The organism is Gardnerella piotii, assembly GCF_049815665.1.
GTDB lineage: Bacteria > Actinomycetota > Actinomycetes > Actinomycetales > Bifidobacteriaceae > Bifidobacterium > Bifidobacterium piotii.
On record NZ_CP187450.1, the window covers coordinates 1455746 to 1468761 of the forward strand.

Sequence of the window (13016 nt, forward strand, 5' to 3'; positions counted from 1 at the left end):
ATACTCCTATATATACCACTTTACTTATTTTTTATTCAATTTTAATTATTTTTTATTCAATTAGACGATAGCATTTTTAACAAATCGCTTTCATTAGACTGACTTTGCTCATCGCTTTTTGATGGTGCAGTAGGAGGAATAGGAGGCGCTCCCACTAAACCGAGTCTACTTAAAGGAGCAGCCGCGCATTGCTTAATAACCATTAAAACGCCGAAGGTTAGGCTACACGCACCTGCAACAGCCCAATATGTTAAAACGTGCGAAACGCCAATCGCCCATTTTGCGCCCAGCTCAATGCCTGGCATGATTTGATAAAACATGTATGCAAAATACGCGATGCAAATAACGCCCATTGTAATCATTGCGGTTCCAACAATTTGCACGCTTATAGACGACTTTCTGCGTCCAGGCAAATCCATTGCAGAACCGCGCGTAAAAGCCATTACAGCGCAAGCAATTGCGCCTACTATTAGTACCGACATTACAACGTCTGCAGGCCTATGCCAGCGGCCTCCCATAAGTGCCACAGCCAGCAAAAACGTTATTAACGCTGCTCCAGCTGCAGCCCATGCTCTAAACGCGCGAGACGCCGCGCAAACAAGTATTGCGCAAGCAGCCGCCATTAAAAGAGTGTGGCCAGAAGGTGCGGAATTTTTTGCAAGAGTAGCAATGTTTACAAGCATTTGCCTAGGAAGAATGCGTTTTAATGGCTCTGCAGCAAGCGATAGCACGAATATTGCGCAGCATTGTGCAAGCAGCAACCATCGTTTTCTTATGATTGATATTATTAATGCCGCAACGCAAATTAGTGCAGATAAAACTATAACGATTATGGAACTTCTAAGCGGCGCTAAAATCGCGGCGAATGTTGGCGGAATTGCACTATATCCAAAAGTGCTGATTACCATTTCTTCGTACGATTGGCCGATTGGCGTTCTAACAGCTAGAAGCCACACAGCACTAGCAGATGCAGCAAAAATCAATGCGAATATAGCGCATAACACGATTGTTGATATTCTAGGGCGATTCATCAATGGATCGAGCTTAGAAATATCTTGATTAGCTGCGCTGCTTTGAGAGTTTTGGTTATTTTGAATATTTTCGCTAATATCGCTAATCTGGCTGCCTTCTAATAGACTCATACCAAGCATTTTATCAAACAACACTCCATGCGCTTTGACCGAGCTTGAAATTGCATAGCGCGTTTCAAGCTCCTTCAAAGCGTGATTTGGCTCAAATGTAAAGTCCAGTGGACTTTACATGCCAAATCAGCCGAGCGGCTACTAATAGCCGCGAGGAATAGCGCGCTTAGACCGCGCTAACGATTTTCCGCGCTTTTTAGCTCTAAACGGCGTGTCTAACAACAAAAAGCGGAATAGAAGGTCATGTCGTTAGCGCGGTCTAAGCGCGCTAACGTCTTCGCTTGCGTTGAAAGCACACTGTGCTTTCAACCTTAAGCAAGCTCAGCGCTCCGAATTGCCTTTTCGCGCTACGCTCTAAGCGAAAAGGCAGGTCGGAGCGCAAACGCAGACTACTGACCGTCTACAGCGTCGAAGTTGTAATCAAACGTAAAGTCACTTGGCGTCACGTTTGAATCAGAATCACTAGCTGGCGCTTCGTCAAAGTTTGGCGAGAAATCGAAGTCAGACGTTGAATCAGCATCCTCGCTTGGGGTCACGTCAAAGCTTGGCGAGAAGTCAAAATCAGAAGGAGTATAAGTATCCTCACTTGGAGTCACATCAAACGAAGGAGTGAAGTCAAAGTCAGACGGAGTCTCCTCGCTAGGCGTCACATCGAAGCTTGGCGTAAAGTCAAAGTCCGAAGGAGTATCCTCAGACGGCGTCACATCAAAACTTGGCGAGAAGTCAAAGTCAGAAGGAGTATAAGTATCCTCAGACGGCGTCACGTCGAAACTTGGCGAGAAGTCAAAATCAGAAGGAGTCTCCTCACTTGGCGTCACATCAAAACTTGGCGTGAAATCAAAGTCAGACGGCGTCTCCTCACTTGGCGTCACGTCAAACGAAGGAGTGAAGTCAAAATCAGACGGAGTATAAGTATCCTCGCTAGGCGTCACGTCGAAGCTTGGCGTAAAGTCAAAATCAGACGGAATAACATCAGGAGTCACATCAGGCGTCACATCCGAAGGCGTGCTCTCATCGTCAGACGCAGCAATCGCGGCGCCACGCGAAATATCTCCAACGCTCTCGCCCTCTTTATCAACATTTATTGTGGTCCATCCAAGCTGCCTTCCGTTCTCACCTACAAGCAAAAGCGTATACAAGCCGTGGAAGCCTTCTGGAATTGAAACATCAAAGACTGGATTGTCATCATTAGGTTCGGGTGACTGGGACACAACTAACATATTCTTACTATTCGAAAAATACCCAGCATTCAGCAGCACTGGTTTTTCGCCGTACGCATCCCCAAAATCGTCTACACTGCCCTTATAGAGGTATGCGCAAGAAGGTACAGTGTAGTCGTTTATGAACTTATTAATATTGATGATGTTAGAATCTATTCTTCCTACTTTAAACGAAACTACGCTAGGCATTCCAGCTTCTGCACCAATGATTTTATCTAAGACTAAGTTGCCTTTTAAGTTTGGATCAACGTCACTCAACGACGCAGGTGCTGGAACAATAATGCTATTGTTCTCTCTAGATTCTCTTGGCACAAAGTCATTTAAGTACGAAAGATCATAATTGCCAAACTTAGATTTTGTAGGAGTTGGATCCACAAAACTGTTTGACTTTGGATTTTGCATGCCATCCGTAAGACCACGACACAAATAATGGAAGCTATTAGTTCTAATAGCAGAACGCATATCTTTTGTAAGATCTTTATACGCTTTCTTCAACTCTTCTGGACTTTTAGCAGCATCAATACGCTTCCAGTATTTTTCAAGCAAATACGAATCATCATTATCTTCCAAATCCCAACGAAGAAGCCTATGATTATATTCGTACTTTCTAATTTCCTCTTTTATTGAATTAAGAAGCTTTTCGCTAGCAGCATCAAGCTTGCCAGTTTTACTTGCCATTCGCGTATTATTAGATGCCATCAACATGTCGTAGTACAGTTGGAATGCAAAGTTTCCCTCTCCCAATGGATTCATATCCACATTGCCATTCTTATAGATAAGACCAACGCCATCCGTTGTGCCATAAAGCTTTGCAAGATTAACACTAGTGCTTCTTTGAACACTTGCGTACGAGTCAGCAAACGCAGGCGCGCCCGCAATAAAGCAAGGAGCCGCCATCGAAAGACCTGCTACCACTAACGCAATCTTTTTTGCGACTAAAGTTTTATTTTTCATAATATTCTTCCTTTTTCTTACTTACGATTTTTGATACGACGATGCGTTTGCGCTCCGACCTGCCTTTACGCGCTACGCTTTAAGCGAAAAGACATGTCATCGTTCGCGCGGTCTAAGCGCGCTAACGTCTTCGCCGCGTGTAAAGTCCACTGGACTTTACACTTAAGCGGCTCAGCGCTTTGAAGGAGCTTGAAATGCGTTATGCAATTTCAAGCTCAGTCAAAGCGCCGAGCGTCTACAGCGTCGAAGTTGTAATCAAACGTAAAGTCACTTGGCGTCACGTTTGAATCAGAATCACTAGAAGGCGCTTCGTCAAAGCTTGGCGAGAAGTCAAAGTCTGAAGGAGTATAAGTATCCTCACTTGGCGTCACGTCGAATGAAGGCGAGAAGTCAAAATCAGGAGTCACATCCTCACTTGGCGTCACGTCAAAGCTTGGCGAGAAGTCAAAATCAGAAGGAGTATAAGTATCCTCAGAAGGCGTCACATCAAAGCTTGGCGTAAAGTCAAAGTCAGAAGGAGTATCCTCAGACGGAGTCACGTCAAAGCTTGGAGAGAAATCGAAATCAGAAGGAGTCTCCTCAGACGGAGTCACATCAAAGCTTGGCGTGAAATCGAAGTCAGAAGGAGTATCCTCACTTGGCGTCACGTCGAAGCTTGGAGTGAAGTCAAAATAAGAAGGAGTCTCCTCAGAAGGCGTCACATCAAAGTTTGGAGTGAAATCAAAGTCAGAAGGCGTATAAGTATCCTCACTTGGCGTCACATCAAAGCTTGGCGAGAAGTCAAAATCAGAAGGCGTTACATCCGAAGGCGTAACGTCAGGCGTCACATCCGAAGGAGTCACGTCAGAAGGCGTCACGTCCGAAGGAACAGGCGCAGGCGCAGGCGTCACATCACTTGGCGTCTCCTCGCTTGGCGTCACATCATAAGGCTGCCCATTAATGTATGCATTAATAAGCTTTTGGTACTCGCCCAGCGTAAATGGCGCCTTATTGCCTTCCAAGTAGCTAGCTGGAACAGCTTCCCAAGATATAACAGTGCCGTACTCGTTGCTAATATTTCCGCTAGTAAGACCCATTGCCGTAAGCGTTGGATTAATGAAGTTTAGGTAGTGGCCAAACTCTCTATAATAGCCAGAATTTATTCCGCCAACAGACATACCTTTAGCTATAAAGTCATCATACTTGGCTTTTTCGTCAGTAATCCACATTTTCATTGCGCCAGTCATGGTATCCGTGGTGCTGCCGCCATCGTAGGTTCCGCTATCGTATGAACCCCAAGCCAAATTTTCAAACGTCTTATAGTGCATTGCGTGGTCAAAAATATTGGCAGAATAGAACGCGTCATTTATTGCGACTTCCGTCATGTAAAGACTTACGCCAAGAGGATTAAGCCCACGACTCTTGCGATACTCGTTAATCGCGCGCATATACGATATTGAATTGTTCAAGCGCGTAATGTAATCAGGGGATTCTTCGCCGCTATTAAGCTTTACTTTTGAATCGTACCAGTTTGGCTTTTCTGTAAAACCATGCAATATGGCAAAAGCTTTAGCTGCATCATCGCGCTGAGCACGCGTAAAGGATTCATTATCCATTACGCTTGCAAAAAGCCCGCTAGCAGTGCTTTTTGCGCTGGTGCTATCGTAACTGGTTACTGGGTGCGCGTAGCTAGATACTGTTACATCGCTAGCAAAAGCGGTGTTTGCAGTAGCTCCAAACATAGAAACCGCTGAACCAGCCAAAATTGCGGCTACGGTTGCAGCGGTGAATTTTTTAGAAAATGAACTGAAAGAGTTGTTAGAAAATGAATTGAAAGCCATTTTTTCGGCAGATTTTGGAGTTTGCTTTTTCATGGATTCTCTCTTTTACTATAGGGGTTTACTATAGGCCTTTGCTATGAGACCTTTGCTATAAGACCTTTGCTATAAGACCTTCGCTATAAGACCTTCGCTATAGGCTTTTGCTACAGGCCTTTTCTATAGGGACAAATAACAAAAAAGCTTTCGGCTTTGAATGCCCCTAGTAGCAAACAAAACCGAAAGCAACACGCTCAACACCTAAAACACACTATCTAACGCTAAAACTCCAAGAAGAAAGAAAATTAATAGCAAATCAGAGTTTAAGCAATTAGTAAGCACGCAATTGGCATATCAGCAAGGCGCTTCCCTACAAAACCCCTTACCAACCGTTGAGCGCAAGTATAAACGCTCTTAAATTTCGAGCCGAGGGTATTTATCTAGCTGCGCAATTAGCAACGCGATTAATAATGCGATTAACAATTACTACTAAGCGCATCAATCGCAATGCTTAAACTACGCAGCTAGACAAATTTAGTTTTACACTTTTAGCTTAGTGACGAGCCTTGCGAACAGCAGCACCCATGCCAGCGAGCATGGTGGCAGCCAAAGCGGTCAAGGTTACACCAACACCAGTACCAGTGTGGGTGTTACCGCGCTTGTCCTTGTCCTTCTTGTTCTCAACCTCAGTCTTAGAACCAGCAGCAGCGCCATTGGCACCAGCCTGGCCAGCCTTACCAGCCTGACCTGGCTTAGCAGCACCTGGCTTACCAGCCTGACCTGGCTTTACAGAACCTGGGGTAACGTGAGAAACACCTGGTACGTAGTTAGCTGCAACTGGCTCTACATCGCTTGGCAAAGCGTAGCCAGCAACCAACGAGGCGTTCTTAGCCTTAGCAGCCTTGTAAACGCCAGCATACTTAGCCCAAGCTTCGTGAGCCTCTCTAAGTGCCTTATCGAACTCGCCCTTAGCCTTACCAGCAGCGAGCTTAGCATCAGTAAGTTCGGTGGCTGCATCATTAGAAGCCTTCAGCAACAAAGCTGCTTCAACCTTTTCGGCCTTGGTCATATCCGTGTGCGAATGAACATACTTGTTATAAGCTGCAGCTGCGTCATCAGCCTTGGCCTGTGCCGCATCAACATCGAAGTATGCTGCTTCGTACTTGCTGTAAGCCTTATCAAGCTTGCCCTTAGCCTCATCGAAGTTGCCACTGGTCCTTACCAAAGCACCGCTGAGATCAGACTCAGATGGGTCAGCTGGCTTGACTGGATCCTTGTAGTTGGCAAGAGCAGTCTGAGCAGCCTTCAAGTTAGCATCAGCGGTCTTAACATCCTCATCAGCCTTAGCAGCAGCTTCGTCAGCAGCCTTAGCAGCAGCCTGCTTATTCAAGAATTCTGTACGAGCATCCTCATCTGCAGTCTTATCTAACTTCTTGCCGTTATCTTTCTTGACGTATACGCCATCCTTTAATTCAACACCTTGGATGGTTGAAGCCTGCGCCTTAGCAGCTGTCCAAGCCTTATCAGCAGTCTTCTTAGCGGCAGCAGTAGTTGTAGCCTTTTCCTGAGCCTTCTTAAGACCCTCTTCAGCGTCCTTAACAGCCTTCTGAGCCTTCTCAAGACCAGTAAGTTCCTTTTCAGCTTCCTTCTTAGGAGCTTCAGCCTTGTCAGCAGCGAATGCTGGGGTTGCCATTGCGAAGCCAGCAAGCAAAGTTGCGCCAGCAGCGAAAGCGGCGATAGCCTTCTTATTCATCATTTTATTTCCTTTCTTCTTCTCCCCCACTCGCAAAGCGAACAACTCGCAATGCGGCGAGGAAAATATAAAACGCGCGTTTACGCATTCCACCAACGGTTATCCACCGTGTGATGTTGCTATTAACATACCCCCCCCCCGTTTGAAAAAGTCAAGCCCCAGCCACACGTGCTAAACCGAAAAAAATGATGATATACACAAACTAATCCACAATAAAGGCCACATTGCCGTAAAATTTATGAATAAACAACGCTTAAACCGTAAAAATACGCATTTCAAGGTTTTTGAAGAATTTTCCCAGGTTTTTTTAAGGAAAGCTTTTCGCGCGTGTCGTATACGCAAACAATCTTCCACACTTTGTTTCTGATTCCGCTTTTTGTACGTAATTTAGGTCAAAAATGGTACAAAGTGCGTCAACCGTTCGCGCGTTACGGCGCGCAAACGTCTTCGCCGCGCAGAAGCAATGCTTCTGCCTTAAGCGGCTCAGCGCTCCGAATTACCTTCTCGCGCACTTTGGAATGAAAAACCTATTTTTTTGTTGCTTCTTATCTATAAAATCTTATAAAATGACATTTATGCGCTGATGCATGCTAGTTTTGCTAGTTGTTATATGTTATGTGTCTTGTGTTTGATTTTGGGGAATAACCCTGATTGCTTGTGATTCATGGGTTTTGTGTTAGAAATGTAGTTTTTGTTGCATGGCGCTAGGTTTTACGCACATTTTTTAGGAGGGTCTTATGGTAGAGCAGAATAAAAATTTAAGGATCGCGAATTCTAAAAACGCGTCTATTGGAATGATAATAGATGCTAAAGCGATAAAAGAGAAAATCTACAACATTCGCAATCAAAAAGTAATGCTTGATTTTGAGCTTGCTGAAATCTATGGGTATACTACAGCGAGATTCAACGAGCAGGTAAAAAATAACATAGAAAAATTTGATAACGACTTTATGTTTCAGCTAACTGCTGATGAGTTCAAAAACTTGATGTCGAAAAATTCTACATCAAGTTGGGGCGGTCGCAGAAAGTTGCCTTATGCTTTTACGGAGCAAGGTATTTATATGCTCATGACTGTGCTAAGAGGCGAACTTGCCACAATGCAGTCGAAAGCTCTTATTAGAACCTTTAAGCAAATGAAGGATTATATTGTTGAAAATAAGGATTTTATTGGCGAGAATGAATTAGCTAAGCTTGCGATTCAAACAAGCCGGAATACTAAAGACATAGCGGAAATAAAATCTCAAATGGCAACGAAGGAAGATTTTAATAAGGTAATGGATAATTTTATTAATCCAAATACGTATAAACATTTTCTTCTTATGGACGGCAATAAAATAGAAGCGGATCTTGCATATTGCAAAATATATAAGTCGGCTAAGAAAAGCATTTATGTTGTAGATAATTATATTGGTCTTAAAACGTTGGAATTATTACGCTTTGCTGGGGAAGGTGTTGAAATCGTAGTTTTTAGTGATAATGCTAGGAATAAGAATATGCTTACGGAAAGCATGTTGAGCGATTTTGTAAGCGATTATCCTAGTGTTGATTTGAAGTTTAAGACTGCTGGTAGGAAGTATCACGATAGGTATGTAGTTATAGATTATGGGACGGATGATGAGGCTGTCTACCTTTGTGGCGCTTCGTCGAAAGATGCTGGCGGCAAAATCTCGACTATTATGCGAATAGAGTCTTTTAATTTGCGTTTGTATAATGCGATGTTTGATGAGTTGTTAAAGAATCCCGAGTTGGAGTTCTAAGCGCGCGGGCAAGGCGCATGGCGCAATACAAAAAAGCCCTCTCCGTGGTCCGCATGTAAAATACATTAAGCGTGGAGAGGTTCTGTTAAGACGATTTTCCCATGGAATTTTTTAAGAGTCAATATAGACACGCCGACTAATAGACACACTTTTTTGCCGATTACCCAAATCTTCCGCGCTTTGCTTCTGATTCTGCTTTTTGTACGTGATTTAGGTCAAAAATGGTACAAAGTGCGGAAAATCGTTCGCGCGCTACGCTCTAAACACGAAGGCAGGTCGAAGCGCAAGCGAGACAAATGTAACAAACTTTATACAAGAAAACCCCCGCGCACCCACCAGAGGCCACTTACCCTTGCTGCATTCCTGCCCTGGGGGGATTGGGTGACGTAGTGCCACGCGGAGGCTCTACCTATATTACACGATTTTGGATAAAAGTCGAATGCAAGTCGCAAGCAACCGACGAAAAGCCAAGCAAATGCCGAAATCAAATCTCAAGCAACCGCACCATTAAGCACATCGCTAGGCGCGCCACACGCTTTTGCCGCTCTTCTTTGCATCCTCAACATCTGCATTAAGCTGCGACTCGTCTGCCTCAACGTCTCCATTAATATAGCGCTCAACAAGTTCGCGCGCCTCGCCATCTTCATGCTGAACAGCTGGCGACTTCATAAAGTAAGAGCTAGGAGCCAAAATCGGCCCCGAAAGCTTGCGATCCAACGCAATCTTCGCAGCGCGCACAGCATCTATAACAATGCCTGCAGAATTAGGCGAATCCCACACCTCAAGCTTGTACTCCAGGCTAAGCGGAACATCGCCAAAAGTGGTGCCCTCCAAGCGCACAAACGCAAACTTGCGGTCGTCAAGCCAAGCAACATAATCCGAAGGACCAATGTGCACGTTGTGGTCATCCATATCGTGCGGAACAATCGAAGTAACCGCGCGCGTTTTAGAAATCTTCTTCGACTCAAGCCTAGAGCGCTGCAACATGTTCATAAAGTCCATGTTTCCGCCAACATTAAGCTGGTAAGTGCGGTCCAAACGCACTCCTCTATCTTCAAAAAGTCGCGCCATAACTCGGTGCGTAATCGTGGCGCCAACCTGGCTTTTAATATCGTCGCCAATAATCGGAACGCCTGCATCGCGGAATTTTTGCGCCCAAACTGGGTCGGAAGCAATAAAAACAGGAAGGCAATTTACAAACGCGCATCCAGCTTCCATAGCCGCCGTAGCATACGCCTTATCTGCCTGCTCGGAGCCAACTGGCAAGTAAGAAACAAGCACGTCTACGTGCAAATCGCGCAAAACCGCTGCAACATTTACAGGCTCTTCATTAGACTCCTCAATCATTTGCTTGTAGTAGTCGCCCAAGCCATCGTAAGTAGGGCCGCGCTGCACTGTAACTCCAAGATTAGGCACGTCTGCAAAGCGAATCGTGTTGTTTTGAGAAGCATAAATCGCCTCGCTTAAGTCATGGCCAACTTTTAAAGCGTCAACATCGAAAGCGGCTACAAACTCAATGTCTCGCACGCGATATTGCCCAAAAACAGCATGCATTAATCCTGGAATTTTATCGCCATCATTGGCATTCTTGTAGTATTCAACGCCCTGAACTAACGACGAAGCACAATTGCCAACACCGGCAATGGCAACGCGGATACTCATATAAACTCCTTAACAAAAATCATCGGCACAAAAACGCCGCACTAATACACTTTTATAATACTAGCTTTTACAAATATTACATACGATATTAAGTATGATTAAAATTCCGCGTTAAGTATGATTTAAATATGATTAAAATATGATTAAAGTTCCTCGCCAAGCGCTAACTTGGATTATATGGTTGCAAATAGTTATAGACGAAATTCGCACTCTTCTAGCGCAAGGCGCACCGTAAGAAGCGCGGGCGCTGGCGATGCTGCTGGCAACGGCGCAAGCAACAGAGCAGGCGGAAGAAACGGCGCAAGAAACGGCGCAAGCGCAAGGCGACCATACAATCAACCATACAATCGCAGAAGCCACAGAAGAATCCAAAAAAACTTTAGAACAAAACACCCGATTCTATTTTGGGCACTAATCGTAGTTTTTACGCCAATAATCCTTGGAATTCTAACGGTTGCGTGGATGTACGTAACAACAGACATTCCGCAGCCAGACAAAATCGCAATGGCGGATAAAACAAAGGTTTACTACGCGGACGGAAAAACGGAAATCGGCAGCTTTGCAGAGCAAAATCGCGAAATCATAAACTGCTCTGTTCTAAAACCATATGTTGGAAACGCAATAATCGCAAGCGAAAACAGGTCTTTCTACAAAGACGGCGGAATCGATCTTAAGGGAATTGGGCGCGCAATAATCCACAACGTAACGTCTAAAGGCCGTTGGGGCGGCTCTACGATTACGCAACAATACGCGGAACGCTACTATCTTGGCGAAACAAAAACGTATTTAGGAAAGCTGCACGAGGCCATTCTTGCGCTAAAAATCGCGCAAACACAAGACAAAAACACCGTGCTGTGCAATTACATGAACACGATTTATCTGGGCCGCGGAGCGTACGGAATCCAGGCGGCAGCAAAAGCGTACTTTGGCGTGGAAGCGAAGGATCTTACGCTATCTCAAGCGGCAATGCTGGCTGGAATAATTCCTGCGCCAAGCAGCTGGGATCCTGCAATCATGCCTAAAGAGGCGAATATTCGATTCAAGCGCGTGCTAAGAATCATGCTTAAAGACAAGTACATTACAAGCGAAGAATACAAAAACGCAAAAATGCCGCAAACCATTAATCAAACCAAGCAAAACATGTACGCGGGGCCGCAAGGATACCTTTTGCAAATGGTTCGCAGCGAGCTTACAAGCGGCGGCGCGTTTACAAAAGAAGACTTAGACACAGGCGGATACCGCATTATTACAACAATCGACAAAGCTAAGCAAGATTTAATGTTTAACGTTGCAAGCCCGACTGCTGGCGCGCGCGGAATTACGCCGCAAGGAGTGCAAACGGGCGCAATGAGCGTAAATCCTAAAGATGGGTCGATTATATCTGTGTATGCAGGCGACGACTACCTTTCTAAGCCGCTAAATAACGCCACTCAAGCGCTTTACGAGCCTGGAAGTACCATGAAGCCGTTTGCGCTGATTGGCGCGATTCAGGCGGGCACAAATCTAAACACGCTGTTTAATGGAAATACGGGGCTAAAGTTTAAGGGAATCGACAAGCCAGTAAACAACTTTGCAAACACAAATTGGGGAATAATCAACCTTTATAAAGCAACAGCAAACTCTGTAAACACGCCATTTATGGCTTTGCAAGAAAAGCTGGGGCAAAAAGGGGTGGCAAATACGGCTGTTCTGGCTGGGCTAAATGCGCAGCGCGTTAACGGCAAGAATCCGTTTACGGTTCTTGGAAACGACCCTGTGCATATTAGTGAGATTGCGCGCGCGTATTCCACGATTGCAAACCAGGGGCGCAGGCCAGATTTGCACATTGTTTCTAGCGTTAAGAACCCAGATGGCAAAGAGTTTTATAGGGCGCCGACCGTTGGAAAGCAGGTGTTTGCGGCGGCAGACATGGCGCTTGCTATTAAGGCCATGCAAGGCGTTGTGCAATACGGTACTTCGCCAGAAGTTAGGGGCGTTGGAAAGCCGATTGCTGGAAAGTCGGGAACCGCTAACGATGCTTCGGCGTGTAGTTTTGTTGGATTTACGCCGAGTGTTTTGACTGTGTTTGCTATTTGGCACCCAGATGCGCAAGGAAATCCTTTGCCTGTGCCAACTTTCCGCGGGTACCCTGGTGGAATTGGGTATTCTGCGCATTTGTTTACGCGATACATGCGTGCGGCGCTGGCTGGAACGGCTGCGGAAAAGTTCCCAGAAGCTAAAGATAACGGCAAAATTGGCGGCGTTGACGGCACTTGGGGGCTTGGTGGAAGCAAGCACGAATTTGCGGACGACGATAGCGAAGTTGCGAATAACGAAAATAAGGAAGATAGTTCGAGTAGCAAAGATAAGGATAAAGCTAAAGATAAAGCAGATAGTGCAAGTGGCGAAAATGGCGCGAGTAGTGAAGATGGCGCGAATGGGTCTGGGGCGAATGGTAACAACGGCTCGGCTGGCGGCGGCGCTACTGTAGGCGGCGGAAACGCTGGCGATGGGTCTGGCGCAGCATCATCTTCTGGAAGCGGCGGAGCTAACCAAACGCAAAGTGGCGGCGGCGATTAATCTGTATTTTCCCGAGAATGCGCGACGATCTGCATGGGCGCTTTGACTGAGCTTGAAATTGCATAACGCATTTCAAGCTCCTTCAAAGCGTGATTTGGCTCAAATGTAAAGTCCAGTTGACTTTACGTGCCAAATCAGCCGAGCGGCTACTAATAGCCGCGAGGAATAGCGTA

Annotated in this window: 7 protein-coding genes and 1 other RNA gene; 2 read left to right on the top strand and 6 right to left on the bottom strand. The window is 45.5% G+C overall.

The window, feature by feature from the left end; translation table 11 throughout:
- Positions 1-56: 56 nt before the first annotated feature.
- From ACPEIW_RS05825 to ACPEIW_RS05840, 4 genes are all read right to left on the bottom strand, one after another.
- Positions 57-1151: a phosphatase PAP2 family protein gene (locus tag ACPEIW_RS05825; protein WP_425663608.1), complete on the bottom strand. Its 1095-nt coding sequence runs from the start codon at positions 1149-1151 to the stop codon at positions 57-59.
- 380 nt (positions 1152-1531) lie between these two features.
- Entirely contained in the window at positions 1532-3316 is a 1785-nt protein-coding gene (locus ACPEIW_RS05830; RefSeq protein ID WP_425663610.1) for a cellulosome anchor protein, read from the bottom strand.
- 215 nt (positions 3317-3531) lie between these two features.
- On the bottom strand, positions 3532-5169 hold the full coding sequence (locus tag ACPEIW_RS05835) for a CAP domain-containing protein (RefSeq protein WP_425663612.1): 1638 nt from the start codon (positions 5167-5169) through the stop codon (positions 3532-3534).
- Between the two features lie 496 nt (positions 5170-5665).
- Positions 5666-6868, bottom strand: a complete 1203-nt coding sequence (locus tag ACPEIW_RS05840) for a hypothetical protein (RefSeq protein ID WP_425663614.1) — start codon at positions 6866-6868, stop codon at positions 5666-5668.
- A gap of 734 nt (positions 6869-7602) precedes the next feature.
- Here ACPEIW_RS05840 and ACPEIW_RS05845 point away from each other — a divergent pair.
- A complete protein-coding gene (locus ACPEIW_RS05845) occupies positions 7603-8622 on the top strand; it encodes an ORF6N domain-containing protein (protein WP_425663616.1) in 1020 nt (339 codons plus the stop codon).
- Positions 8623-8934: 312 nt separating this feature from the next.
- Here ACPEIW_RS05845 and ffs read toward each other — a convergent pair.
- Both ffs and ACPEIW_RS05855 read right to left on the bottom strand, forming a co-directional pair.
- Positions 8935-9031, bottom strand: an RNA gene (gene ffs / locus ACPEIW_RS05850) — signal recognition particle sRNA small type.
- 110 nt (positions 9032-9141) lie between these two features.
- Positions 9142-10284, bottom strand: coding sequence for an inositol-3-phosphate synthase (locus ACPEIW_RS05855; RefSeq protein WP_016636431.1), 1143 nt, complete (start codon positions 10282-10284; stop codon positions 9142-9144).
- 177 nt (positions 10285-10461) lie between these two features.
- On the opposite strand from ACPEIW_RS05855, the gene ACPEIW_RS05860 reads away from it, so the two are divergent.
- Entirely contained in the window at positions 10462-12843 is a 2382-nt protein-coding gene (locus ACPEIW_RS05860) for a transglycosylase domain-containing protein (RefSeq protein ID WP_425663618.1), read from the top strand.
- Positions 12844-13016 lie beyond the last annotated feature (173 nt).

What these genes read in the sequence shown, in the direction of transcription:
- ACPEIW_RS05825 (WP_425663608.1), bottom strand. Translation starts at nt 1,151, where the DNA reads ATGCTTGGTATGAGTCTATTAGAAGGCAGCCAGATTAGCGATATTAGC.
- ACPEIW_RS05830 (WP_425663610.1), bottom strand. Translation starts at nt 3,316, where the DNA reads ATGAAAAATAAAACTTTAGTCGCAAAAAAGATTGCGTTAGTGGTAGCA.
- ACPEIW_RS05835 (WP_425663612.1), bottom strand. Translation starts at nt 5,169, where the DNA reads ATGAAAAAGCAAACTCCAAAATCTGCCGAAAAAATGGCTTTCAATTCA.
- ACPEIW_RS05840 (WP_425663614.1), bottom strand. Translation starts at nt 6,868, where the DNA reads ATGATGAATAAGAAGGCTATCGCCGCTTTCGCTGCTGGCGCAACTTTG.
- ACPEIW_RS05845 (WP_425663616.1), top strand. Translation starts at nt 7,603, where the DNA reads ATGGTAGAGCAGAATAAAAATTTAAGGATCGCGAATTCTAAAAACGCG.
- ACPEIW_RS05855 (WP_016636431.1), bottom strand. Translation starts at nt 10,284, where the DNA reads ATGAGTATCCGCGTTGCCATTGCCGGTGTTGGCAATTGTGCTTCGTCG.
- ACPEIW_RS05860 (WP_425663618.1), top strand. Translation starts at nt 10,462, where the DNA reads ATGGTTGCAAATAGTTATAGACGAAATTCGCACTCTTCTAGCGCAAGG.